The following is a 24,666-nucleotide window of genomic DNA, read 5'->3' on the forward strand; positions in this document are numbered from 1 at the left end:
GGCGTTCGGACGTCGATCCACCCGGGGCCTCTCGGCGGCCTGCCACCCGAAAGAACCCTCACAGCCCGCCGGAAGACATCACGCCTCTTCGCTGCGTGGGTCACCACGGTCTTCAGACGCTGATGACCTCGATACCCGCGTCGGTGAGCCGCGTCGCCATGTCGGGAGCGAGACCGGAGTCGGTGACGAGTACGTCGATCTGGTCGAGACCGCAGATCCTGGCGAACGCGCGCTTGCCCATCTTGGACGAGTCCGTCGCGAGAATCACCTTCCGTGCGCGCTCCGCGAAGAGCCTGCTGATACCCGCCTCGTCCTCGTGGTGCGTCATCACGCCGAGCTGCGGGTCCACGCCGTCGACGCCGAGCACGGCGACATCGAGCACCACCTGGTTGAGCACACCCTCCGTCAGCTGGCCCACCAGTTCGTAGGTCTGGGGACGCGCCACGCCACCGGTCACCACGATCTTGAACTGCGGGCGCACCGCCAATTCACCCGCGATGTTCAGCGCGTTCGTCACGACCGTGCACATCGGCCCGGAGGAGTTCTCCCCCCGCTCCCCCATCGCGCCCGTCCGGAGCACCAGAGCCCGTGCCACTTCGGTAGTGGTGGTGCCGCCATTGAGTCCGACGACGTCCCCCACGCCCAAGAGATCCGCCACTGCGCTCGCGATGCGCTGCTTCTCAGCAACCTGACGTGAGGACTTGTAGCGCAGCGGAAGCTCGTAGGACACCCCGTGCGCGATCGCCCCTCCGCGTGTGCGGACGAGCAGTTTCTGCTCAGCCAGTTCGTCGAGGTCACGCCTGATGGTCGCCGGCGATACCGCCACAGAGGCGGCCGCCTCCTCGACATCCAGCTTGCCGTTGACCGCGAGCAGCTCCAACAGCTTGCTCCACCGCTCCTGCTTGGACATGCGCCGCCCCTCCGTGCCCTGGACTCCGAGATGGCGCACCGAGGGGGCGAGGACCACCTGAGCGGCCGGCCAACCGGTCCCCGAGAGGTGTGCACGAACTTGATCGTAACGCCGCGGCACCGCGCACAGCATCGCAGGGGCAATTTGCGCAGGCCGCTGAACCTCCAGCGGCCTGCCCCTGGACGCGACAGCCCCCGCACCCGATACTTCACTCACACTTGTTGCAAGATGTCGCGTGTTTCTGCCTCTTATCAAGCATCTTCAATCATCTGGATGGTTCGACATCGATGAACAGACGCAACGTCCCTGCTGCCGCCGAGAACACCATTCCGCCTGTTCGGCGCAGGCCTGCCGCTCCGGTGACCCGTTCCGCCGCAGCTCTTCCTCCGTACGACGGACCGGCCGACGGCCGTAACACCGCCGGGTTCGGGGCCCACGCGGATGCGCAGCCGTACGGGAGCAATGCCTCCGGCGAGACCGACGTCTTCGCAGCGGGCGAATTCCCCCACAGTCGCCCCCGTTCCCAGGGCCACCCCCACGACCGCGGTCTCGCCCTCGGTCACCCCGGCATCTCGGCCGCGATCCTCGACCTGCTGAACCGGGCGCCCGACGCCACCGCAGGTCCGCTCGCCGACCTCGTGCGGACCCAGCGCCTCACCCTGCTCATCGCCCAGGCGTGCGGCCACAATCCTCGCCCACCCCGCGGCACCTCCGGCTCTGACGCCTCTGGGGGCGGTCGTGGCCGATAACCCCCATACACGGGAATGTGTGCTCGGCCTCGATGTCGGTGGTACCGGGATGAAGGGAGCGCTCCTGGACCGCGGTGTGCGGCCGCTGGAAACCGTACGGCGACCGACACCGCGCGCCGACGGGGCGCCCGCGGTGGTCGACGCGATCGCCGACACCCTGGTCACGCTGACCCGAAAAGCAGCCGAGCGAGGCCTGCCGGTGCATCGTGCGGGCGTAGTTGTCCCCGGCATCGTGGACGACGATCGGCAAACGGCCGTCTGGTCGGCGAACATCGGGTGGCGCGACCTCCCTCTCGCGGCGCTCCTCGAGGAACGCACCGGACTGCGCGTCACACTGGGCCACGACGTACGCGCGGGCGGAGTGGCCGAATGCGCCCTCGGCGCGGCCCGCGGAGTGCAGAACGCGCTCTTCGTGGCCATCGGCACCGGCATCGCCGCGGCCCTCGTCTGTGACGGCAAGCCGATCCGGTCCGGCGGATACGCAGGCGAACTCGGCCATGTCGTCGTCGAGTCCGAGGGGCGACCGTGTGCATGCGGCAGCACCGGCTGCCTGGAGACCGTCGCGTCCGCCACGGCCGTCGCGGCCGCGTACACCGTGCGCAGCGGGCGGACGGTGACAGGCGCCGCCGATGTCGCGGCCCTCACAGCGCAGGGCGACGCCGTGGCACAAGCGGTCTGGGAACGGGCCGCAAGGGGACTGGCGGACGCACTGGCGACCGCGACCGCGCTGCTCGCACCGGAGCTGATCGTGCTGGGAGGCGGTCTCGCAGAGGCCGGCCGACTCCTGCTCGACCCCGTGCGCGCCGGGCTCGACGAACGCCTCAGCTTCCAGCGCCGCCCTCTGCTCGTCCGAGCCGAGCTGGGAGACCAGGCGGGGTGCCTCGGCGCCGGCCTCATCGCCTGGCAGGCAGGCAGCGGCCGGCCATCCCACGACCGCCAGGGAACAGGAGTGTCCGGGCCATGATTCTCACCGTCACCCTCAACGCCGCCCTTGACGTCACCTGGGATGTCGACAGCCTGCGGCCCCGTACCTCCCACCGGGTCGACGCCGCGCACGAACGAGCGGGCGGCAAGGGAATCAACGTCGCCCGCGTGCTCACCTTCCTCGGGCACGACCCAGTGGCGACAGGTCTCGTGGGCGGCCCCACTGGCCGCCTGATCCGCGCCGGACTGCGTACCGCGGGCATCCGGGACGCGTTCGTCGACGTGTCCGGCGACGCACGACGGACCCTCGCCGTCGTGTCCCGCGACGACGGCGACGCCACCGTCTTCAACGGCCGGGGACCACACGTGGATCCCGCCGAGTGGGAACTCTTCTGCCGTCATTACGCCTCGTTGCTCGCGGGGGTACGCGTAGCCGTCCTGTGCGGCAGCACCCCGCCAGGTCTGCCGACGGACGCGTACGCGCTGCTGATCCGCATGGCCGCGGCGGCCGGCGTGATCACGGTGCTCGACACCAGTGGTCCCGCCCTCCTTGCGGCTCTGGACGCCCGGCCGGACGTAGTCAAACCCAATGCCGCGGAAATCACGGCGGCAACGGGGTGCGAGGACGTCCTGGAGGCCGCGGCCGAGCTGCAGGCGCGGGGCGCCCGGACAGTCGTCGCGTCGGCAGGCGCGGACGGCATGCACGCGATCACCGCCGACAGCACGTGGAGGGCGAGACCTCCCGAGCGGCTTTCGGGCAACCCGACAGGCGCCGGCGATGCCTGCGTAGCCGCGATCGCGGCCGGTCAGGAGGCCGGCTCCGCGTGGCCGGACATTCTGCGCGAGGCGGTGGCCCTGTCAGCCGCCGCGGTGCCGTGCCCGGTCGCCGGCGAGGTCGAAGCAGCCACCTACCACCGGTTCCGTCCAGAAGTCTCCGTAGAGGAAAGTCATGCGGCTCGCCCTCAACGCCCCCCGGCCCGAGCACCTCACACCCCTCACCTTGCTTATTAGTGCGCACTGTCGCCGCATTTCGAGCAACTTTTGACATCGATGATGCTCATGGAGCAGCATGCTGGGGTATCCGGACCTCCTCCCCCGACCACTCCGAGCGCAAGGAATTCGCGTGACCACCTTCGAAACCTCCCGCACCTCGGTCGAGATCGCTTCCCAGCCCGAGACATGGATGCGAGCGGCCCGATCCGTCAGCTCCTTCACTGACGTACTCCCCCGGCGTGGAGAGCGCGTCGCCGTGGTCGGCTGCGGCACGTCCTGGTTCATGGCCCATGCCTACGCCGAGCTGCGCGAGAGCGGGGGACACGGCGAGACCGACGCGTTCGCAGCCTCCGAGTTCCCGGTCGGCCGCAACTACGACCGGATCGTGGCCATCACCCGCTCCGGCACCACCAGCGAGGTCTTGGACCTGCTGGCGAAGGTCAGGGGCACCGTCACGACTTCCGCCCTCACCGCAGACCCCGCCACACCCGTCATGACCGCAGCCGACGCCGTCGCCGTTCTCGACTTCGCCGACGAGGATTCGGTCGTACAGACACGGTTCGCGACCACTGCGCTGGTTCTGCTGCGTGCACATCTGGAGGCGGAGCAGGCCCTGCCGGCCGGCGTGCGTCCGATCGCGCAGGCCGTCCAGGACGCTCAGCGCGCCCTTGTCCTTCCTCTGAGCAACGAGGTGTGCGGCGCCGAACAGTTCACCTTCCTCGGCACCGGCTGGACCTATGGCCTTGCCCTCGAAGCCGGCCTGAAGTTGCGGGAGGCTGCCAGGATGTGGACCGAGGCGTACCCGGCCATGGAGTACCGCCACGGTCCGATCAGCATCGCCGGCCCCTGCCGCGTTGCCTGGGTGTTCGGCCCGGTACCGCACGGCCTCGCCGACGACATCGCACGGGTCGGCGGCCATTTCGTCTCCGCATCGACCGACGCGGTCGGCGCGCTTGACCCCCTCGCCGATCTGATCGTCGCCCAGCGACTCGCCGTACGCCTCGCCGAGGCCGCCGGCTACGACCCGGACCGCCCCCGCAACCTCACCCGGTCCGTGATTCTCGGCAACGCGTCCGCGTGAAGCGCGCCCACTTCCTTCCCGACTCGCGGGAAGGAAGTGGTGCTCCGGCCGAGTGACCGATCCCGCCCTCGGCCCCGCGAAGTCGACCGGCACCCGCGGCCGGCGCTCTACCACCGCACTGGAGAGACTCTTCATGCCTCTGACATCCACCGACGACATCGTCGGCCCCGCACACGCCGGTGACCACGGCGTCGGCGCGTTCAACGTCGTACAGATCGAGCACGCCGAGGCCATCGTCGCCGGGGCCGAACTGGCGGAGCTGCCGGTCATCCTCCAGATCAGCGAGAACACAGCCCGTTATCACGGCTCGCTCGCCCCGATCGGACTCGCGTCGCTCGCCCTCGCCCGTGCAGCCTCGGTACCGGTGGCGGTCCACCTCGACCACGCCGAAACCCAGGAACTCGTCCACGAGGCCATCGAACTCGGTTTCACCTCCGTCATGTTCGACGCCTCCAAGCTCCCCTACGAAGCAAACGTCGCGGCAACACGGGTCATCACCGAGCACTGCCACCGGGCCGATGTATGGGTCGAGGCAGAGCTGGGTGAAGTCGGCGGCAAGGACGGTGCGCATGCTCCCGGCGTCCGCACCGACCCCGACGAAGCCCGCGCTTTCGCCGCATCGACGGCCGTGGACGCCCTCGCCGTCGCCGTGGGCAGCTCCCACGCCATGCTCACCCGTGACGCTGTCCTCGACTTCGCCCTTATCAGCCGGCTGCGGGACTCGCTCGGCATCCCCCTCGTGCTGCACGGCTCCTCAGGTGTCGGCGACACGGACCTGGCCAAGGCCGTCGCGGCCGGAATGAAGAAGGTCAACATCTCCACCCACCTCAACAACATCTTCACCCGCACGGTGCGTGACCGGCTGGCGGCATCAGCCAGCGTCGCTGACCCCCGCAAGTACCTGGGTCCGGCACGGGATACGGTGGCAACCGAAGTGGCACGCCTGCTGGGCGTCCTCGCGGGCCGCTGACCGTGCTCTTCGCCGACCGGTCGACCACAGCGGACGGGCGGTGCCGGGCGCGGCCCGTCGCTGCCCACCCGGCACGCGACGGCGGCCGCGGAGAACTTGTCAACGGTGAAGAGGATGACTGAAGCGCCGACCGCGACGCTCTGACAGCCAACCGGTCGGCAAGGCCGCCGGGCACGAACGTCTTCCTCCCCGCCTCGCGCGTCCTGGAGCTCGGATACGCGCGGCTGTCTACCCTCACCCTTGCCGACATCGCTCGGCCGCACCTCGCTGATCCGGTCGGACAGATGCGGGAGTCCGCCTCGCTCGCGCTGCTCGCCGGTGCAGGGATTCGCCCTGGTGGAGCAGGATCTGGAGACTGGGCCGCGTTCACCTGCCGTACCGGTCAGAGACCGTAGCGGGCGCGCCATGGCAGCCCCTGGACATCGCGCTGCACGCCGGTGTCGAGCCGCCCGAGCACACCCGGGACACCATGCTGCCCGCCCTGCATGCGTGCGCCGCCGTGTCGAGGCCGACCTTGCGGTCGCCGGCCCGGCACGCTCCCGTGATCACGGATTGACACTCCCGCGCCACAAGCGCGCGGAGACACGCCCCTATCGGCCGGCACGGTATGTGACTGGCTGCTGGTGTCGTGCAGGGTGACAGCGGCTCCACATCGGCTGGTCCATGACCCGGTCCCTGAAGGGGCGTGGTGAGGACAGTTGGCGTCCGTCGGCGGACTGCCCCCAGCGCTCCCGGCCGATGAACGACACTGCCTGCATGCATCTGAGCAAGACGAACCCGTACTCGGCCGCATGCCCCAGCCGACCGCTGATCGATCTGATCGGAGCCAAGTGGACGATCCTCGTCATCGGTTGTCTGACCCGAGGTACGCAGAGGTTCAGCGAACTGGCCGCCGAACTCCAGGGAGTCACGCCGAAGGCGCTCACGCAGACGCTGCGGCAACTCGAACGCAACGGCCTGGTCCTGCGCACAGTGCACCCCGTGATTCCTCCGCATGTCGAATACGAACTGACCCCTCTTGGCCACACCCTCCGCGGGCCCGTCGAAGCTCTGCTCGGCTGGACCGACGCCTACATCGAGGTGTGTTCCGCAGCACAACGCGCCTATGACGCCGACGCCTGAGCTGCACACTTCACTCGGATATAGCCACTATCAAGAAAGTGCAATCTTCAAGGAGATTCCGCGCATCCCTAGCGTGACCGAGGTACCGACCGGTACCCGCCATTCAGGGAGTACGTGATGTGCGAAGCAGAGCAGCACAACCATCAGTCGCCGTCTCGCCGCGGCATCCTGCGTTGGGGCGCGGCAGCCCTGCCCGCGGCCGCAGGCGTGACGGCCTTGGCATGGCCGACACAGGCCACCGGCACACCGTCTGCCGCGGTGCGCAGTGGTGCGTACTACGAGGCGGGTCGCGGAGACACCCTGCGCGGCATCGCCAACCGCTTCCTCGGCTCCGAACAGCGCTGGACGGAGCTCTACCGCCTGAACCGGCAGGTCCTGGACAAGAGCGGTGAGCCGCGCACTGGCCAGCGCCTGGAACTCCCCGAGTCTCCGGACGGCGCCACGACCCGGAACTTCGCGCCGCTCCCTGACACCGCCAAGCCTCTGGCCGTCCCCCCTGAGGGCTACCGGCTCGATCGCATCGGTGACGCCTTCTACGCCGTGACCGCCGGTGGCACGCAGGCGGCCTTCCTCGTCACCAGCGCCGGCGTGGTCGTCATCGATGCCCCGCCCTCGCTCACGGAAGCGCTTCCGGCCGCGATCCGCCGCGTCACCGGCCGCAAGGTCACCCACCTCGTGTACAGCCACGACCACGCCGACCACACCGCAAACGCGTCGGCGTTCGGCGACGTGATCCGCATCGCGCACACGGCGACCGCAGAACGGATCAAAGCCGACCAGGACCCGGGCCGTCCGATGCCCACGGTGACCTTCCACGACCGCTACCGCCTCGACCTCGGCGACCAGCGGCTGCTCCTCAGCTACCCGGGCGCCAACCACGAGGCCGGCAACATCCTCATCCACGCACCTCGCCAGCGCGCGGCCATGATGGTGGATGTCGTGATGCCCGGCTGGGCCCCCTTCCGCGCCTGGGGCACCGCCGACAGCGTCCCCGGTGTACTGCGTGCCCATGACGAGCTCGCCCGTATGGACCTGGACACGTACGTCGGCGGGCACGTCCACCGGCTCGGCACCAAGGAGGACATCGAGGTCTCCCGCGAGTTCGCGCGAGACCTGTGGAGGGCCACCGCCAAGGCCATCGCCGCCACCGACATGGCCCCCTACTTCGGCAAGGTCGAACCGGGCAACAACTGGGCCGGCTTCGATCTCTACCTGCAGGCTGTCGCCGACAAGGTGGAGCCTGTCATCTACCGCAAGTGGCTGGGCCGCCTCGGAGCAGTGGACGTCTTCACCCGCGAGAACGCCCTCACCGTGGCACTCTCCCAGATCGTCGACGCTCCGCGCGATCTCTGATCGCCGTACGGGCAGCAGGAGAACCTGCCCTGGCCAAGCCGAGGTCGTCGCACGTTCCGGCTCTCGGGGTACACCGGCTGGTCTCAGGGACGCCGGCGATCACCGTGCTCGTCGGCGTGGCGGCCGCTGTGGAGCTTCTGACGCAAGCCGGCATCCACCGGGTCCAGGCCACACAGCTGTCGCTGACCGGCATGGTCATCGCGCCGATCGACGCATGGCTCCGCGCAAGTCGCGGCTTGAGTGTCGCCCTCTCCACCCGCCCCCACGCTGAGGCTGCTGAGACAGCATGCATGAGCGGCGCAGCGGACCGCATGAGTGGGCATGCCCGCTCGAGAAGCCGGCATCACGTGGGCTCGCAGCGTCAGTTCCGGTCCCAGCGACAGTTGCAGCGGGTTCACAAGGGGGTCAGGGCGGCAAACTCCGCTTGGCGCGACGCGTCGCTGCACTCACGCCGGGCGATCCCGTAGAACGTCGCCCGCCCTTCACAGCTCAGCGGAGACCGCGCGTCCAGTCCGTCTTGGGCTGCCGCAGCTCGGCGATGCGGCAGCCCATCCGTCCGCTGATACAGCCGCACGGTTCCGACTTCCCTGGCTGCCTCCGCGATGATCACGTTGAGTTGGCGGATCTTCCAGACAGTGCGGCACAGCCTGACAGACGGCAGGGCAGGGCAGGGCAGGGCAGGGCAGGGCAGGGCAGGGCAGGGCCAACAGCTTCCGGTCACGAAGTGCAACGGGCGTCAGACAGTGATGGAATGTTTAGTCACGGTCCGTCTGCGACACGTTCAGGCATCACAAAATAGCGACCCCCGCGCGCATTCTGGACTGGTCTTCACGTGAAGAGGTGACGCACTTGTCCGGCCGGAAATCGATTCGCACGACAGAGGTGATATGCCTACTGCTGACATTTATACTGACCGGATGTACTCAAAATAACGACCATGGAGGTGGCGACAAGGAAAGAAAATTCAGACTTATGCTTATCTCCTCTCCTACGGGCTTGGATGCGCCGCTCTTCTACGGAAAATCGAGAGGGGTGTTTGCAAAGTACGGAATCGATTTGACCATCCAGTTCGGAAATGGTTCACAGAGGACGTACGACGCAGTTGCCAGCGGTCGCGCCGATGCGGGCGTCACGGTCTTCTCAGCAATTGCACTCAGCGCCGGGAAGGGAGGTGATCTCGTCTCGTTCGGTTCACTTCAGCAAGTGGACAGTGCAGGGATCCTCATGAGCAAGTCCTCTCATGTCACTTCGACGGCGGGTCTACGGGGCAAGACACTGCTTGCCTCCTCAGGATCAGCGCTCCGCAGGGTTCTTCCGGTCCTGCTGTCGCAGGCTGGAGTTCCGGAGGATCGTGTATCCGTAAAGGATGTCGTGCCAGGAGCCCTGTACGCCGCCTATGTTGCGGGCCAGGCAGACGGAATGATCACCGTACTTCCGAACTCTGTTCCTGTAGTGGGGGATAAACGTCCTTCCGTGGCCCTTCCTTTCATTGAAAACGGTATCGTCCAACCCGGCCTCAGCTTGGTGGCGCAACCAGAGGATCTGCGGTCCGAGCGGGACACGTACGTACGCTTCATGCGCGCTCTCATCGAAGCCGATTCCTTGGCTCAAGCTGATATTCGAGAAGCAGCAGGTTCCGTCTCCGAGGAGGCACCGCAGCTGACCAAGGACGTCACGGCCGACCAGTTCCGGGCAGCTCAGGAATTTCGATGCTGGGCTGACTCACCCAACGGTTCATCCTCTTTCTTGCAACCCGCCGCTCTGTGGAAGTCAGGAATCTCCCTCTTCGAAAAGTCGGGCATGATTGAAAGCGGCGCGCTTAATAGTGAAGCGCTGTACACGAATGGAATCGTTCGAACCGCTGTCAGTTCTGATCCACCGCGAGGTCCACATGCACGCGAGAGATGCTGAAGCAGAACTTCCCGGAAATCAGAAGGTGAAGGTATCGCAGGTAAGCCACGAGTTCGCCGGCAGATCGAGATCCGTGCACGCTTTGGAGGACGTCTCATTCTCCGTGCCGCAGGGCGAGTTCGTAAGCATCCTCGGGCCGTCCGGATGCGGGAAGAGCACCCTGCTCCATCTAATTTCCGGGCTCAACATCGCGTCCCGCGGCAGGATCTTCATCGACGAAAAACAGGTAAGAGGCACCAGCCAGGACATCGGTATGGTATTCCAATCAGATCTTCTGCTGGACTGGAGAAATGCGCTCGACAACGTACTGATCCAGATCGAGTTCCGCGGGCTAAAAAAGTCGGATTACGTTGAGCCCGCGCGGGAACTACTACGGAAAACGGGCCTTGAACTCTTCACGGACGCCATGCCGAAACAGTTGTCTGGAGGGATGAGACAGCGCGTCGGAATCTGCCGCGCATTGATCCACGACCCCAGTCTACTGCTCATGGATGAGCCGTTCGGCGCACTGGACGCCATCACCAGAGAACGCATGAACATAGATCTTCTCAAAGTGGTCGAAGAATCCGGCAAGACCGTTGTCTTCGTCACGCACAGTATTGAGGAGGCAGTCTTCCTGGCTGACCGGGTGCTGATTCTTTCAGGGCGACCTGGCAGTCTCGTTGCAGATATAGAGATCCCGATTCCGAGGCCCCGCCTTGAATGGCCTCACGGGGAGTCGGACTTTTCACCCTTTGCCAAAAAAGCCCGTGCTGCCCTCGGGCATCGTGATCCCTTGTCGTGAGGCGGTAACTCTCATGCCAGCGGCCGGATCGAGGACCGGCAGGCCCGCACGTCGGCCCTCCAGGTATCTGGGGTGGCTGTGGGGCTTGACCGGTTTCATTCTGCTTGGGCTCTCCTGGGAATTGATAGTCATATCCGGAACTGTTCCTGAAACTGCGCTTCCTCGCCCGATGGACGTACTGCAGGCCCTTGTCGAGTATCGCGCACCTCTGTGGGATAACGGCTTGACGACCTTGTCTGAGATCATTCTCGGATTCGCGCTGAGCGCAGTTTCAGGATTCCTCATCGCACTCCTCATCGCCAGCTCGACAGTCTTGAACCGGATCCTCTATCCCGTTGTGATCGTCGCGCAGGCGGTTCCGAAGGTAGCGCTCATCCCAGTAATTCTGATCTGGTTCGGATTCGGTCGCGCGTCCAACGCGGTGATAGCTCTTTTGATCTCCGTATTCCCTGTGATCGTGAACACTCTGTACGGACTGCAATCCGTGGATCAACGGCTTATCGATCTCGGTCGCGCCATGTCCGGAGGGCGATTCATGATATTCCGCAAAATCAGGTTGCCAGCGGCCATGCCCAGTGTTTTCACCGGCCTGAAACTAGGCATGTCATTTGCCACTGTGGGTGCCGTCGCGGGTGAGATTTTTGCCGGCTCCGAAGGGTTGGGATACCTCGTGTCCAGCGCGGCTGGGGCTCTCAATACTCCATTGGCCTATGCGGCGATCGTAGTAATATCCGCTATGGGCCTGATTTTGTACTACCTCATGCTCTGGCTCGAACGCCGTCTGCTGCCCTGGGCTGCGGGCGACCGACCGTCGGGCATGTGACGTCCGTTCCGAGCCTTCAGCCATCTTCTGTGGCCCAAGGACGGGAAAGGCCGCCAGTGTAGGCTGACCATGAGTTCACAAGACCGGGCAGGCCTGCGAGGTGACGCGTGGCTGGAAACGTTGCTGTGGCTGGTGCGAGTGTGTCGAGTCGACTCTTCGCCGTCCTGGACTGCTTTCAGGTCGGGGCATCGGCCCTGTCTTTGACCGACATCGCCAACCGCTCTGGACTCCCCCTGTCGACCGCCCGTCGATTGGTTTCTGATCTGGTCGCCTGGGGCGGCCTGGTGCAGCACGAGGACCGAAGGTTCCGAATCGGCATGCGACTGTGGAAGATCGGCTCCCTCGCCTCTGACCAGCGAGTACTCAGAGAAGCCGCCCTGCCGTACATGCACGATCTCTACGAGGCGACCCAGGAGAACATCCAGCTCGCGGTCCTCGACGGACTCGAGGCACTGTGTGTGGAAAAGATATCCGGCGTGAGAGCCGTGCCGACGTTCACACACCTCGGTGGACGACTGCCGCTGCACGCCACGGGGGTGGGGAAGATCCTTCTTGCATTCTCACCCCGAGAAGTGGTGGCAGCCGTGCTGGCGCAAGGGCTTCCTCCGATAACCTGCCACACCATCACCGAACCTGGGCGGCTCGTGTCCGAACTGGCCAAGGTTCGTCAGAGCCGGATCGCGTTCTCGCAAGAGGAAATGTCGCTGGGCGCTGTGTCCGTCGCTTCGGTGATCGAGGGATCCAACGGTGCTATGCGAGGCGCGGTGAGCATCGTGTCCCGGTCCGCTGCCCGGCTGGACCGGCTGGAGCCTGCGGTCCGCACGGCGGCACTGGGAATTTCCCGCGCCTGCATCTGATCACAAAACTCGGTGCCACTCAGTGGCAAGGAATCATTGCTGCCCCGACCAGGCCGCATCTACGTTCAAGGGGTACAGCGGTTCTGTACAGCCTCTAGCGAGAGACCGTGATGTGCCATGTACGCGCTGAATGAAACTGCCGCAGGCTCTTCCTCTGTGATGCCTCCTGTCGCCATCTGCGCCATGCCGACGCTTCCAGCCTCGGTGCCCGCCATGCGGCATCTCGCTGTGAAGGTTGCCAGCCGCTGGCAACTCGGCGACATCGCTGAGTCGTTGGAACTGGTCGTGACCGAACTCGTCACCAACGCGGTGAAGCACAGCGGGGCGTCAGAAGTGGTGATGCTGCTGGCACATGAATCCGAGACGTCCCTGAAAGTGCAGGTCAAGGATTCAGGGCAGTGGCTCGTCTCTGCCTCGGACACCTCCTCTGCTTCGCTTCCGGTGGACGGCTGGGGTCTTTCTCTGGTCAGCGAGCTCTGCGCACATTGTGAGATTCGAGCTGGAGAGCACGGCACCACGGTGACAGCCACGCTGGTGCGCACCGAACCCGCGCCGGAAATCGGCCGATCCCAGCCCGAGTGCTGCGATCTGAACGAGGCCGCTCGGTCACTGGTGCACCAGTGAACCTGCGGCTTCCGCTGCCACAGCGCGCTGTTGCCCACTCTCCTGTCCTCTACCGTCCGACCTCTACCCCCTTCTGTGGGCGAGCAACAACTCAGTCGGCTTCTTCCTCCGACACTCAGAGCTCGTAAAAGGATCTTGCCGAGGTGCCCTGGTCGGGCGTGACCGGTGTGCTGATTCGGCCGTTTCGCCGAGCTGCACGCGGCCGGCAAGCTCGACCGGACGCGCGTGCGTGGCCGGGTCCCTCGTCCGCGGAACAACTCGTTCGGCACCGACCGCTCCATCAGACCCGTCCGGCAGGACTCGACCAACTCTCGTGGAGAACTGGCGCCTCGACTTGGCTGATGCACCTGCCCACCCGGATCCGAGCGGGCACCCGGGTGCAAACCTCCTCCCTTCAGCCGCTGTTGACACGGTGATGGATCGTGCAAGAATCTGGATCTCAGTAGTCATGTTCAAGCATCACGGTGCGTTGTGGACGCTCGTTCTTGCTCGTTCTCCTGAGACAGCGCCCGACGCAACCAGCCGCACTCATCTGCCCCCGCGACAAGGCGACCCGAAACTCTCGTACAGAGTTGTCGACTCAGCGTCCCGGCCCAACGGCCGGCTTGTCCTCGTCGTGGTGGTGCTTGTCTGCCTCGTCGAGCAAGGAGGAACTCATGAGCACACTCTGGACCCGAGGTGTCCCGGCCGCCCTCGCCGCTGTCGCCGTCGCGACCTCCCCAAGCATCCTCGCGCCACCGACGGACACGGACCTCTCGCCCACCGCATTAGCCCTGCCTGCTGTCTCGCCCACGCCCCAATCCCTCACCCGCGCAGGCCATGACGTCGCCGTGACCGGCAGAGTCCTCCTCGTCGTAGACGAGCGGACGGACGCTGCGGCCCGTGCCCGACTCGTGAAGCACCTCAAGGGCCACGGCGTGGACCGCGTTGACATCGCTGATCCCCGCCACATTCCGAAAGCCTCCCCGGGCCGGCTCACGGTGCTCCTCGGCCCCGCGGAACGGCCCGACATCGCCCAAGCGCTCGGCGGCACTTCCGTGCCCGACCGCGCAGACGGATACGCGATCAAGATCAGCGGCCAAGGAAAGGCCGCTTCCACCATCGTGACACTCGGCGGCCACGACGAAACGGGGCAGTTCTATGCAGTCCAGACGCTACGTCAACTCTTCCGCCACTCCGGCGGCAAGCACTGGAAGATCGCGAACGTGCAGGTGACCGACTTCCCCTCCATGGGGCTGCGCGGCACCATCGAAGGCTTCTACGGACAGCCCTGGACCCACGCCGAACGCCTGGACCAGATGGACTTCTACGGGGACATCAAGGCCAACACCTACGTGTACGCCCCCAAGGATGATCCCTTCCACCGCAGCAAGTGGCGAGACCCCTACCCGACCGACAAGCTGAACGAACTCGGAGCGCTCGTCGCCCGGGCTTCGGCCAACCATGTGCGCTTCACCTTCGCAGTCTCCCCGGGAGAGTCGATCTGCTACTCCTCACCCGCCGACCGCGTCGCTCTTGAAGCCAAACTCCAGGCCCTGTACGACCTCGGCACCCGGGCCTTCTCCGTCCCCCTCGACGACATCAGCTACACCAAGTGGAACTGCGATGCCGACCTCAGGACGTACGGCGCTCCCGGACGGGCTGCCGCGGCCGCCGCGCAGGTCGACCTGCTGAACGACCTGCAACGACACTTCATAAGCACCCACCCGGCGACACAGCCGCTGCAGATGGTCCCCACCGAGTACGGCGATCTGACCGACACCGCCTACAAGCAGAAGCTGCGGGCCGCACTCGATCCGGCGGTGGTGGTGATGTGGACCGGCACGGACGTGGTGCCTCCCACCATCACGAATGCGCAGGCGGACGCATCCTCCAAGCTGTTCGGCCGTAAGGTCTTCGTCTGGGACAACTATCCTGTCAACGACTACGGCAACACGTCCGGCCGACTGCTGCTCGCCCCCTATGACAAGCGCGAGGCAGGCCTCTCTGATCACATCAGCGGCATCGTCGCCAACCCTATGAACCAACCCTCCGCGAGCAAGGTCGCCGTCTTCGGCGCGGCAGACTTCGCCTGGAACGACCGCGCCTACCAGGCCGACACGAGCTGGCGGCATGCCATGTCCTACCTCGCCGGCGGCGACACCACGGCAGCCAAAGCCCTCCAGGTCTTCAGTGACCTGGAGCACCTCGCCCCCACCTTCGGCGCCAAGCCCTGGCAGAGCCAAGCGCCTGAGCTCGCTCAGCGCTTCTCCGACTTCTGGCGTGCTTGGAACGGCAGTGGCCGCGACCGCCTGAAGGCTGTCCGTGAACTGCGGGCATACGCACTGCACATCGAGCGGGCACCCGCCACCATCCGCGACGGCGCGGTGCAGCGGGGATTCCTGGTGGACGCCGCGCCCTGGCTGGACGCCACAGCCCTGTGGGGCCGGGCCCTCGTCAAAGCGACCGACGCCCTCGACGCCCGGCTCCGCGGCCTGAAGGCGAAGTCCGACAGGCTGGCCGCCGAAGCGCGTTCCCTGCAAGCGCAGGCGAGGGCAGTACGTATCGTCCCCTCCCGCAACACCTGGGGCGAGGTTCAGCCAAAGGTGGGTGACGGCGTCCTCGACACCTTCCTGGCGCGGGCGGACGCCTTGTTGACTGACTGGGAAACCGGCTGACAGTTCAACGCAGCCTCCGTTGAACCCGATTGACCTCCGGATTCACGCGAAGAGTGCCGCGCCCCGGTCTACGGCGGTCCGTTGACCGGGGCGGCGGCGGGATCTCGCGAGGGGGTGGCGATCAGGGGCCTGACCCAGGGGCCGGATCGTTATGCGAGGACAGAGAGCCTTGACTACTTATGCGCGATAGCCACACGATACCTTCACCGCGTGTCCAGGTCACAGCAGCTCAACGCCCGCCATACATGGCCCTTTGCGACTCTGGATGCTCAATCGGCGGGCGCGGTGTGCCGCGAGGTACGACCGAAAGTTCGGCAGGAGAGCAGTGAATCCACATCGACCAACCGATGGTGCCCCGTCCGCGGACCCGTACACAACCCCGGGTGCAGAAGACCACCTGGAGGACCAACTCGAGAGCTTCACAGCCCACTGGGTGAGACCTTACGTCTCCACAGCCGAGTCAACGTCCACGTCCGGGCCCGTCAGCACCTGGGACACGCTGTCGCTCCAGCCCATCCATCATGCCGCAGTCGTCCATCCGCCCAAGCCAGTTGCACAGCCTCACGGGGCACATCGCCGGCGGGCACGTCCCTCAACTACACGCGGACGTTCACCGATTGCCGCCACAGCTGCCGCGATGGGTGTTCTCGCCGTCACTGCCGCATGGTGGAAGGTCTCCGTCAGCGATGACGTCCGGCAGCCGATCGCGTCGACGACAAGAGAGGTTGTCGAACCGTCGGAAACACCCTCCGCGCCCCACCCCGTACCCACCGAACCCAGTGACCGCTCGTCGCCGCCGCCGTTGGTCTCGGACATCGCCTCCGCCCCGGTGTCCAGCGGGCCGCCCTCGGCGTCGGTAAGCCGCGCAGGCACCCAATCCGCTTCCGCGGCAGCCAGATTGGTCAAGTCTCCATCCGCGCCGGCGGTGACACGTACTCTCACCGCGCCGCCGCCGTCAGCTCCGACCTCGCTGGTCCTCTACCGGGGCGACCGGGGTCCGGAGGTTGCTGAGATGCAACGCCGACTCTCCATGACGGGATTCTGGTCCGGCAGCTGGGACGGGGTGTACAACGGGCCGCTGGAACGTGCGGTGCGCGCCTTTCAGCAGTACTACGGCGTAACTGGTGACCCGTCAGGCACCTACGGCCAGGCAACGCGGAGGTTCCTGGAGTCGATCACGAAATGATGGACTGATCCTCTCCAGTACGTCTTCTCATCAGTGTCATTCGTGATCGTTATGGCTCAGGCCTCCGTCAATGAGATTGACTGCGTCTGCGACGGGCCCTTGTGGCGTACGCCTCCCCCCGTGGGCGCCCGGCATCGGGCCCGTCGCCCTCCTCCCTCTCGCACCGGACTGAACCGCTCCGGGGTCGATGACGGCTCCGGGCTGCCCCGGGTTGAGTGAAGCCGAGGTGCTGGGTTTCAGCTTGTCCGGCAACAGCGTCGGTTGCGTGATCTGTTGGAGCCGCTCCCGGCGTCCAGCAGTACGTTGAAGCGAGGCCCGCTGCCGCTGTCCCTCACACTCTTCCTGCCCGTCAGTGGCCGCACACACCGTGAAGACCTGCAGAAACCAGCAGCGGCTCCATGGGGGTGCAGCGCTGTCAACCGGCCAGGTCATCCAGTCCATCCGATGATCCCTTTGCTGATAGCTGATGTCCATCAGCGTCATGGCTCGCCCACGGTGTCCTGGGGTTGGCTGGAGCACGGCCGTGGCCTCCGTCAGAGCGCGGTGTCGCGTGACGCGGAGAAGAACGCTGCAGCCAGGCCATGAGCGTTGAGGGGCAGGCTGGGTGCTGCTGCTCAACCAGCCGGCGATTCAAACTGCTTGGGAGACATGCAATGACCTATATGCGTAGCCTGATCGGCCACGGGCAGACCCCCACTGCCCGTGGCCCGGCGCCGAATACCTCCGGGTGTTCGGCCGACGGTGGTCGTGCCGGGAGCGCCGCGGGCGAGCAGGATGTGGCCCGTGCCGTGACCTCGGCCGACGAGGCCTTTGCGGCCTGGTCAGCCGTGCCCCCTCCCGAACGCAGTGCGCTCTTTTTACAGGCCGCTCAGATTCTGGTGCTGCGCACCTCTCAAATCGTCGACACGATGGCTTCGGAAGTGGGTGCCACGGCAACCTGGTCCTCGTTCAACGCCAAGCTGGCGGCACAGATATTGATCGAAGCAGCTGGCGCTGTCACCCATCCGACCGGCCAGGTCCTGCCCACAGAGACTCCCGGTGCGCACTCCATCCATGTGCGCTTGCCCCTGGGTGTGGTCGCCGCGATCGCTCCATGGAACGCTCCGCTCATCCTGGCGGCCCGCGCCGTGGCCCTGCCGCTGGCTCTGGGCAACACCGTGGTGCTCAAGGCGAGCGAGGAGGCCCCCCTGTCCGGTGGGCGGCTCCTTCAGAGCGCCCTGAAGGAGGCAGGACTTCCCGACGGTGTACTCAACGTCGTCACTCACGCCCGCGGTGATGCCGCCGCTGTGGTCTCTGCCCTTGCCGCCGATCCGCGAGTACGCGCCGTGAACTTCACAGGTTCAGCCGCCGTGGGCCGCACCGTGGCGGTAGAGGCTGCCCGGCATCTCAAACCTTCCGTTCTCGAGCTGGGCGGGAAGAACTCTCTGCTCATCATGGAGGACGCCGATGTCGACTACGCAGTGGGCGCCGCTGTCTTCAGCGCGTTCATGAACGCGGGCCAGAGCTGCCTGAGCACCGACCGCATCTTCGTCCAGCGCCCGCTGGCCGACGAGTTCGTCGCAAGGCTCAGCGAACGGGTCACGGCTCTGCCCGACAGTGACCCCAGCTGGCCTGCCGGCACGACCGGCCCTCTGGTCCACTCCCGCGCTGCGGAGCGGGTGTCCGCGCTGGTCTCCGATGCCCTCTCCAAGGGAGCCACGGCGCTGGCGGGCACGGGCACGGTTGAGGCCCCCGGCACGCTGGTGGCGCCTGTGGTGCTCACCGATGTCACCCCGGACATGGACATCTGGTCGGCCGAAATCTTCGGCCCGGTGGTGGTGGTCCACGTCGCAGACAATGCGGACGAGGCGGTCGCCCTCGCCAACGAACCTCCCTGCGGGCTGACAGCAGGCGTCATCACGAGCGACTGGGCTGCAGGCCTCAACATCGCCCACCGGCTGCGGGCGGGCGCCGTCCATGTGAACAACCAGGACGTGGCCGGCCAAGCCAAGGCCCCTTTCGGAGGCATCAGAGACTCGGGGTACGGCCGCTTCGGAGGCCAGGCAGGGATAGAGGCCTTCACTGACACCCGGTGGATCACGTTGGGGGCCGGGGGACGCCCCGTCTTCCCGCTCTGAACCCAGGCATCCGCCGCGGCAGCGCACCGACCAGTGGTGCAGCTTCTTCCCGGGCGGGTTCCGTCGAACGCATGGCTCGGCGGATCTGCTCGCCCCTCGTATCGACAGCATTGTCATCGAAAGGATTCCCCTTGCGGACAGTGATAGTGGGAGCCGGTTCCGCCGGCCTCATGTGCGCCTGGAAGCTCAGCGCAGACGAAAATCATGAGGTCGTGGTCGTGGACGCAGGTATCGACCCGGGCCCGGAGGTTCCTCCGGAACTGCGCACCGACATTCTCCTGCCGCCCGAGTACTACTGGCCGTACATCGATGAGGACACCGGAAACGTTCTGCCTCGCGGCAAGGTGTTCGGCGGCAGCTCTGCGGTCAACGCAGCTGCAGCGGTTCGCGGGCACCCATGGTGCTATGACGCCTGGGGCTCTGAGGTGTGGTCCTGGGAGGCATGTCTGCCCGCTTTTCGTGCCATCGAGGCGGACCAGCAATTCGGCCAGGACGACCATCACGGTTCCAACGGCCCCATTGCGATCACCCGGTACGAGCAGGGCGCGTTCGACCTCGCGTTCCAGGACGCCTACCGGAGCCACGGCTACCATCCGGTGGCCGACCACAATGCCCCTGGTGCGCTGGGATTCGGCCCCTTCCCCACCAACCGCGTCGATGGCGTGCGCATGAGCACCCTCCTGACCGTGCTGCCCCAGATACGCACCCGCCCCAACGTGGAACTTCGGCCGGGCAGCGAAGTTCTGCGCGTGCTGGTCAGCGACGGTGTCGCCCGTGGGGTGATCCTGCGGGACGCTCAGGGGCAGCACACCGTCGAGGCCGACCGCGTCATCCTGTCCGCCGGCACGTTCGGTACACCGGAGATCTTGTTCCGCTCCGGCATAGGTCCCGGCGACAGCCTGCGGGCCGCGGACCTTCCGGTCGTCGCCCACGCACCCGAGCTGGGAACGAACCTGTCCGACCACTTCATCCTTCAGATGGACGTGGAGGTCACCGATCCCACGGCGCTGGCCATGCCCGGCGGGCAAGGCACCCTGCTCACCTTCGAGTTGCCCGGCGACCGCCATCCGCAAGCTCACGTATTCGCTTACCACGCCGCCTTCTTCGACCCTACGGCCGGTCCTCACACCGCTGCCGTGACGAGTTCCCTGATGACGCCCGAGAGCCGGGGCCATCTCGAGCTGGGCCGCGGACCGGCCCGGGTCCATCTCAACCACCTGTCAGCGCCGGTGGATCGTTCCCGGGCGGCCTGTGTCGTCACCGCCGTGGCAGACATCGTCGACGGCCTGGCCGCGCAAGGTCGGCTCAAGCTCCCCGACGCACCATGGTGGCGGAGGGAGGATCTGCAGCAGGCCTGCCGCGAGAAGGCCGTCTCCTACCACCACCCTGTGGGCACCTGCCGCATGGGCCGCGAGGGCACCAGCGTTGTAGACGAGCATCTTCAGGTGAGGGGGGTTGAGCAGCTGATGGTCGCTGACGCCTCCGTCATGCCCTCCCTTCCCAGGGCACAGACCAACCTGGCCACGATGATGATCGGCTACAGGGCGGCCGGATTCGCAACCCGATAGCGTGCCGGCTCGGCGATCCTCATGATGAGGGCCGCGACGGTCACGGTGCCGAGGAAGACGTAGGGCCAGGCTCGTCGTTGCGAGGGGCCATGGCTCTGGTGGGCTTGAGCCGGTTGATCGCCCGTTCGACGGTGTTGCGTTTCCTGTGCCGCTCGCTCCTTGTCGAAGCATGGTGACCGCCCGCCGCGTGAGCCTCTGCACTGACAGGCATTGCCCGGCCGCGGACGGCCGGGCAATGCCTGTCAGTGCATCAGAAGCTGTCCCCGTTCAGGGAATGTCCCGAGTCCGGAGGCATGGACGGACGGCTGATGAGGGGCTTGGGCACCGCGTTCACCCGAACCGGAGGAGCTGTCCGCAGCATGGACATCGGCAGCTCGGTGCCCCGGCAGACCCGACGAAAGCGTCGTTGAGGGGCGACATCAGTCTCTTCCTCGGTCTGGACGTGGGCAAGTGTGAACACCACGCCACCGCCGTCACACGGACCGTGAAGGAAGACGCTCGACAAACGGCTGCCCCATCCCGAACCTCGGCCCGATGCGAAGGACGCGTTCATCATGGCCGACGCGGCCCGTGTGCCCCTTAGACGCTGCGGGCGATCGACGGTGAGGACGAGACCATCGCCGAGCTGGCAGTGATCGTGGCTTCGACGACGACCCGGCCGGTGAGGCGACGAGGGTCACTGACAGCTGCGCGGCCTGCTGCCCCGGATCCATCCGTCGCTGGAGCGGGTGCTGGGGCCGAGGTTGCAGCACCCGACGGTGCTCGCCCTGCTGGAGCGGTTGCCCTGGACCCTGCCGCCCTGAACATCTGCACACCTGTCCGGGCGACCCGCCAGGGGCTCGTGCTGCCACCGCTCGAGCCTGCGCCGGCAGGTCTGCCCGGTGCCGAACCCCAGCGCGCGGCCCTCCCAGGATCCGCGCAATGGATTACGGACACGGGACGACCAGCCGGCACCGCAGGTCAACGGAGAAGGGGCACATCGTACGGGCTTCAGGCCGGGATACCGGTCCCCACACGAGAAGCCTGCAGCAAGGTGCGCGCAGCGTCCTTGGCCTGACGGGCCGGCTCAGGGGAACCGAAGATGGCGGCCGTGGTCATCGCGCCCTCGGCCAGGAGGACGAGGTGGTCGGCAAGCCAGGTGGGCGCTTCTGCAGCGGCAACCAGGTCGGCGACGTACTGTCGGAAAGCCTGCTTGTGAGCCTTGGCGATGTCGGCCACGGCCGGGGAGGACGCCCCCAGCTCGCCGAAGGAGTTGATGAACCCACAGCCCCGGAAGTCCGGCTCGCTGAACCAGCGGTACAACCAGTCGAACACCGCCAGGATGCGCTGTGCGGGCGACTCGGAGGAAGCGTCCACATATCGGGCCAGATCGTCCAGCCACCGCGCGTCCCGCTGGCGCAGGTACGCCTCGACCAGGGACTCCTTGGAAGGGAAGAGTTGGTAGAGACGCTTCAGCGGGACAGCAGACGCGGAGCGAATCGCATCCATCCCCACAGCCCGGACCCCCTGGCCGTAGAACAGTTCCTCAGCCGCGCCGAGAACCCGCCTCTCGGCCTCTTCTCGATCCACTTCAGTCACCCCCTCCCCGGGGAATTGTCGTTCTCTCGTATCTCCTACGGTACCTCGCACGCAGCCGGGCAGGACACGTTCTTGCTGCGTCCTGCCCGGCATCGCGGCCGTTCGAGGCGCGACAGGATCCGGCGAGGGCCTGCGCACGTCACCCCACGACGTCCAGCCCCTGGCCGGTTCGACGTGCGAACCGACGCATTCGGCGCGAACGGGGGCGGAGCTGCTGCGCCCGTCGGCGACTTCGGTGCGACAGCCGACGTCGGCGGCGCCACGGCGACGGGACTCTACAGGCCCAGGTCGCTCAGGCCTGGGTGTCCATCGGGTCGGCGTCCAAGGGGCCAGTGGAACAAGCGCTCCGACTCCTTGATGGGGAGTTCGTTGATGCAGGCGTAGCGATGGTGCATCAGCCCGTCACCTCCGAACTCCCAGTTCTCGTTGCCGAAGGCGCGAAACCAGTTGCCCGAGTCGTCGTGGTACTCGTAGGCGAACCGCACGGCGATTCGGTTGCCGTCGAAAGCCCACAATTCCTTGATGAGCCGGTAGTCCAGCTCTCGATTCCACTTGCGGGTGAGGAACGAGACGATCTCCTCGTAGCCGGTGGCGAACTCCGCACGGTTGCGCCACCGGGAGTCCACCGTGTAGGCGAGGGCGACCTTCTCGGGGTTGCGGGAGTTCCAGCCGTCCTCCGCCAGCCGCACCTTCTGCGCCGCGGACTCTTGGGTGAACGGGGGGAACGGATGGCGTGGTTCGTGTGTCATGTCATTTCCTTTGGCCAGGCTCAGGTTCACGCACTGAACAACTGCCGGCTCCGTGGCGACACCTCGGTCGACCGACGGAGCGACTTCACTCTGCGAGAACGTACGTTCTCTCGCTCCTCACACACTAGGAGAACGATGGTTCTCACCGCAAGTGGAACAACCTCTCCCTCCACGGGACCCGATGCCGTCCGGCGGATCCGGCTGTGCACGAAGAGCTGCGGGACCACCGACGGCGCCCTCAGGCCAGGACTCCGGGCCCAGCCGACGAAACGGCCAGGGTGAGCGGAAGCCCGGTCCAGGCTGTCCCGTATCGAGTTCCCGCCACCTGCGGACCGAGTGGATGCCACGGGCTACGATGTCGAGTCCGGTCGACCCGCGTCAGCGCGGAAGCCCTGAGTCACCCCAGGGCCCCTGCACCCCTTCCGGCATCCGTGGCCAGGGTTGCGCGTCCCCCTCACCACCTCTTCCACCGAGCAACCGACTCAGCGACACGTGGAATTGACCGCCGCCCGTCCGGCTTTCTGGTCGCGGAACGAGAAGGAACTCGCCTCCCCTCCCCCGGCCGGATAGCGGTGAGTACGGGCTGCTCCGGTTGGCACGTCGCGTGGATCAGCGACCGCTCACCCCCCGGGCCCGGCCATGAGCGCGTCGGCAATGCGGTACGTTAAGAGAACGCTGGTTCTCATCGAAGGGTTCCGAGCCATGAAACATGGAGCAGATCTCGCCATGCTCCGCACCTTCCTCTCTGTCTACCGATGTGCGGGCGTCGCCAAAGCCGCAGGTCAGCTCGGCCTGTCCCAGCCCGCCGTCTCGCGTCACCTCAAGGCGCTGGAAGGTGCCATGGGCCGGAGTCTGTTCGACCGCCTCGGGCGGGGGGTTGCCCCGACCCAGGCGGGAGTCCTCCTCGCCTCTGCGGTCGCCGCTCACCTGGATGCCCTGGAAGGCGCGATCGACGGCCTGGCTTCCCCCAGCGCCACGGCCCCAGTGCTGCTGGGGGCACCGAGCGATCTGCTCGCGATCCATGTCCTGCCCCAGTTGACCCCTCTGCTGGCACGCGGCGTCCACGTACATTGCCGCATCGGCCTGTCCCTCGAGCTCACCCAGGCGCTCCTGCACGACGAGCTGGACCTCGTCGTCATGACGCAGATCGAGCAGGCTCCCACCAGACAGCTTCACCTCAGACACCTGCGCGAGGAGGAGTTCGTACTGGTGGGCCAGGCCGGAGAAGCTGCTTACGCGCCACAGAACGACACTCGTCGCTTCATCGGATATTCCCCTGCCATGCCCATGGCGCGGCGCTATTTCCGTATGTGCTGGGGCATCCAGCCACCGGCTCCCGCCCTGACGGTCGCCGACCTCCGGGCCGTGGTGGCCGCCGTCACAGCAGGAGCCGGTCTGAGTGTCGTGCCCCGCTATCTCGCACAGGAGGCCCTGGACGCCGGCAGACTGAGTCTCCTGCACACGCCGGTCACACCCGTCAACAACTCGATATACCTCGCCACGCGCCGAGGACGCGAGCACCTGCCTCAGATCAGGGCCGCGTTCGAGCTGCTCTGCCGGACAGCCTGAAGCCACAGAAGCGGAGCTGCCCGGCTCGCATCAGACGTGCGAGTCGACCTAGACGGGCGGTGCGGTGACGCCTCGACCATCGGGAGCCTGCGAGCAGGTCGGAACATCATGGTCGCAAACCACTGCCTGACTCCCTTATCT

Annotated in this window: 20 protein-coding genes and 1 pseudogene; 18 read left to right on the top strand and 3 right to left on the bottom strand. The window is 66.4% G+C overall.

The genetic code is table 11. The features are described 5' to 3' along the window. Positions 1–112 precede the first annotated feature (112 nt). The gene (locus OG736_RS06220) at positions 113–910 is read right to left on the bottom strand and encodes a DeoR/GlpR family DNA-binding transcription regulator (RefSeq protein WP_327181526.1); all 798 of its coding nucleotides are present in this window, start codon (positions 908–910) and stop codon (positions 113–115) included. Positions 911–1,197: 287 nt separating this feature from the next. Here OG736_RS06220 and OG736_RS06225 point away from each other — a divergent pair, with 287 nt between their 5' ends. From OG736_RS06225 to OG736_RS06305, 17 genes and pseudogenes are all read left to right on the top strand, one after another. Beyond that, positions 1,198–1,659, top strand: coding sequence for a hypothetical protein (locus OG736_RS06225; RefSeq protein ID WP_327181527.1), 462 nt, complete (start codon positions 1,198–1,200; stop codon positions 1,657–1,659). Beyond that, positions 1,649–2,623 (top strand): ROK family protein, encoded by a 975-nt coding sequence (locus tag OG736_RS06230; protein ID WP_442817004.1) that lies wholly within the window; start codon positions 1,649–1,651, stop codon positions 2,621–2,623. Before OG736_RS06225 ends, OG736_RS06230 begins: the two co-directional genes overlap by 11 nt. Further along, the gene (locus OG736_RS06235; protein ID WP_327181529.1) at positions 2,620–3,594 is read left to right on the top strand and encodes a 1-phosphofructokinase family hexose kinase; all 975 of its coding nucleotides are present in this window, start codon (positions 2,620–2,622) and stop codon (positions 3,592–3,594) included. Before OG736_RS06230 ends, OG736_RS06235 begins: the two co-directional genes overlap by 4 nt. A gap of 172 nt (positions 3,595–3,766) precedes the next feature. Next, positions 3,767–4,657 (top strand): SIS domain-containing protein, encoded by an 891-nt coding sequence (locus OG736_RS06240; protein WP_327187535.1) that lies wholly within the window; start codon positions 3,767–3,769, stop codon positions 4,655–4,657. A gap of 133 nt (positions 4,658–4,790) precedes the next feature. Beyond that, positions 4,791–5,627, top strand: coding sequence for a class II fructose-bisphosphate aldolase (locus tag OG736_RS06245; RefSeq protein WP_327181530.1), 837 nt, complete (start codon positions 4,791–4,793; stop codon positions 5,625–5,627). Positions 5,628–6,383: 756 nt separating this feature from the next. Next, positions 6,384–6,749, top strand: a complete 366-nt coding sequence (locus OG736_RS06250) for a winged helix-turn-helix transcriptional regulator (protein ID WP_327181531.1) — start codon at positions 6,384–6,386, stop codon at positions 6,747–6,749. Between the two features lie 117 nt (positions 6,750–6,866). Continuing rightward, entirely contained in the window at positions 6,867–8,102 is a 1,236-nt protein-coding gene (locus tag OG736_RS06255) for an MBL fold metallo-hydrolase (RefSeq protein WP_327181532.1), read from the top strand. 840 nt (positions 8,103–8,942) lie between these two features. Beyond that, entirely contained in the window at positions 8,943–10,013 is a 1,071-nt protein-coding gene (locus OG736_RS06260; RefSeq protein WP_327181533.1) for an ABC transporter substrate-binding protein, read from the top strand. Beyond that, on the top strand, positions 9,946–10,797 hold the full coding sequence (locus tag OG736_RS06265; RefSeq protein WP_327181534.1) for an ABC transporter ATP-binding protein: 852 nt from the start codon (positions 9,946–9,948) through the stop codon (positions 10,795–10,797). The genes OG736_RS06260 and OG736_RS06265 overlap by 68 nt, the downstream gene beginning before the upstream one ends. A 169-nt stretch (positions 10,798–10,966) precedes the next feature. Then, positions 10,967–11,620: an ABC transporter permease gene (locus OG736_RS06270; RefSeq protein ID WP_327181535.1), complete on the top strand. Its 654-nt coding sequence runs from the start codon at positions 10,967–10,969 to the stop codon at positions 11,618–11,620. Positions 11,621–11,727: 107 nt separating this feature from the next. Continuing rightward, entirely contained in the window at positions 11,728–12,477 is a 750-nt protein-coding gene (locus OG736_RS06275) for an IclR family transcriptional regulator (protein WP_327181536.1), read from the top strand. A gap of 117 nt (positions 12,478–12,594) precedes the next feature. Then, positions 12,595–13,101 (top strand): ATP-binding protein, encoded by a 507-nt coding sequence (locus OG736_RS06280; RefSeq protein ID WP_327181537.1) that lies wholly within the window; start codon positions 12,595–12,597, stop codon positions 13,099–13,101. 656 nt (positions 13,102–13,757) lie between these two features. Further along, entirely contained in the window at positions 13,758–15,758 is a 2,001-nt protein-coding gene (locus OG736_RS06285) for a glycoside hydrolase family 84 protein (protein ID WP_327181538.1), read from the top strand. 637 nt (positions 15,759–16,395) lie between these two features. Continuing rightward, a complete protein-coding gene (locus tag OG736_RS06290) occupies positions 16,396–16,944 on the top strand; it encodes a peptidoglycan-binding protein (RefSeq protein WP_327181539.1) in 549 nt (182 codons plus the stop codon). Positions 16,945–17,597: 653 nt separating this feature from the next. After that, positions 17,598–19,061, top strand: coding sequence for an aldehyde dehydrogenase family protein (locus tag OG736_RS06295; protein WP_327181540.1), 1,464 nt, complete (start codon positions 17,598–17,600; stop codon positions 19,059–19,061). Positions 19,062–19,132: 71 nt separating this feature from the next. Continuing rightward, positions 19,133–20,629 (top strand): GMC family oxidoreductase, encoded by a 1,497-nt coding sequence (locus OG736_RS06300; protein WP_327181541.1) that lies wholly within the window; start codon positions 19,133–19,135, stop codon positions 20,627–20,629. Positions 20,630–21,035: 406 nt separating this feature from the next. Beyond that, a pseudogene (locus OG736_RS06305) lies at positions 21,036–21,408 on the top strand (IS110 family transposase); the annotation flags it as partial. 211 nt (positions 21,409–21,619) lie between these two features. On the opposite strand, the gene OG736_RS06310 reads toward OG736_RS06305, so the two are convergent. Further along, complete coding sequence (locus OG736_RS06310) at positions 21,620–22,207, bottom strand: TetR/AcrR family transcriptional regulator (protein WP_442817005.1); 588 nt, start codon at positions 22,205–22,207, stop codon at positions 21,620–21,622. 275 nt (positions 22,208–22,482) lie between these two features. Further along, complete coding sequence (locus OG736_RS06315) at positions 22,483–22,956, bottom strand: nuclear transport factor 2 family protein (protein ID WP_327181542.1); 474 nt, start codon at positions 22,954–22,956, stop codon at positions 22,483–22,485. 702 nt (positions 22,957–23,658) lie between these two features. Here OG736_RS06315 and OG736_RS06320 point away from each other — a divergent pair. After that, a complete protein-coding gene (locus tag OG736_RS06320; RefSeq protein WP_327181543.1) occupies positions 23,659–24,525 on the top strand; it encodes a LysR family transcriptional regulator in 867 nt (288 codons plus the stop codon). The last annotated feature ends 141 nt before the right edge of the window (positions 24,526–24,666 follow it).

It is taken from the genome of Streptomyces sp. NBC_01334 (assembly GCF_035983595.1).
Lineage (GTDB): Bacteria > Actinomycetota > Actinomycetes > Streptomycetales > Streptomycetaceae > Streptomyces > Streptomyces coriariae.

Bases quoted from the DNA above. Each gene is read 5' to 3' on its own strand.
- OG736_RS06220 (WP_327181526.1), bottom strand. From the start codon at position 910: ATGTCCAAGCAGGAGCGGTGGAGCAAGCTGTTGGAGCTGCTCGCGGTC.
- OG736_RS06225 (WP_327181527.1), top strand. From the start codon at position 1,198: ATGAACAGACGCAACGTCCCTGCTGCCGCCGAGAACACCATTCCGCCT.
- OG736_RS06235 (WP_327181529.1), top strand. From the start codon at position 2,620: ATGATTCTCACCGTCACCCTCAACGCCGCCCTTGACGTCACCTGGGAT.
- OG736_RS06240 (WP_327187535.1), top strand. From the start codon at position 3,767: ATGCGAGCGGCCCGATCCGTCAGCTCCTTCACTGACGTACTCCCCCGG.
- OG736_RS06245 (WP_327181530.1), top strand. From the start codon at position 4,791: ATGCCTCTGACATCCACCGACGACATCGTCGGCCCCGCACACGCCGGT.
- OG736_RS06250 (WP_327181531.1), top strand. From the start codon at position 6,384: ATGCATCTGAGCAAGACGAACCCGTACTCGGCCGCATGCCCCAGCCGA.
- OG736_RS06255 (WP_327181532.1), top strand. From the start codon at position 6,867: ATGTGCGAAGCAGAGCAGCACAACCATCAGTCGCCGTCTCGCCGCGGC.
- OG736_RS06265 (WP_327181534.1), top strand. From the start codon at position 9,946: ATGGAATCGTTCGAACCGCTGTCAGTTCTGATCCACCGCGAGGTCCAC.
- OG736_RS06270 (WP_327181535.1), top strand. From the start codon at position 10,967: ATGGACGTACTGCAGGCCCTTGTCGAGTATCGCGCACCTCTGTGGGAT.
- OG736_RS06280 (WP_327181537.1), top strand. From the start codon at position 12,595: ATGTACGCGCTGAATGAAACTGCCGCAGGCTCTTCCTCTGTGATGCCT.
- OG736_RS06285 (WP_327181538.1), top strand. From the start codon at position 13,758: ATGAGCACACTCTGGACCCGAGGTGTCCCGGCCGCCCTCGCCGCTGTC.
- OG736_RS06290 (WP_327181539.1), top strand. From the start codon at position 16,396: ATGGGTGTTCTCGCCGTCACTGCCGCATGGTGGAAGGTCTCCGTCAGC.
- OG736_RS06295 (WP_327181540.1), top strand. From the start codon at position 17,598: ATGACCTATATGCGTAGCCTGATCGGCCACGGGCAGACCCCCACTGCC.
- OG736_RS06300 (WP_327181541.1), top strand. From the start codon at position 19,133: ATGGCTCGGCGGATCTGCTCGCCCCTCGTATCGACAGCATTGTCATCG.
- OG736_RS06315 (WP_327181542.1), bottom strand. From the start codon at position 22,956: ATGACACACGAACCACGCCATCCGTTCCCCCCGTTCACCCAAGAGTCC.
- OG736_RS06320 (WP_327181543.1), top strand. From the start codon at position 23,659: ATGAAACATGGAGCAGATCTCGCCATGCTCCGCACCTTCCTCTCTGTC.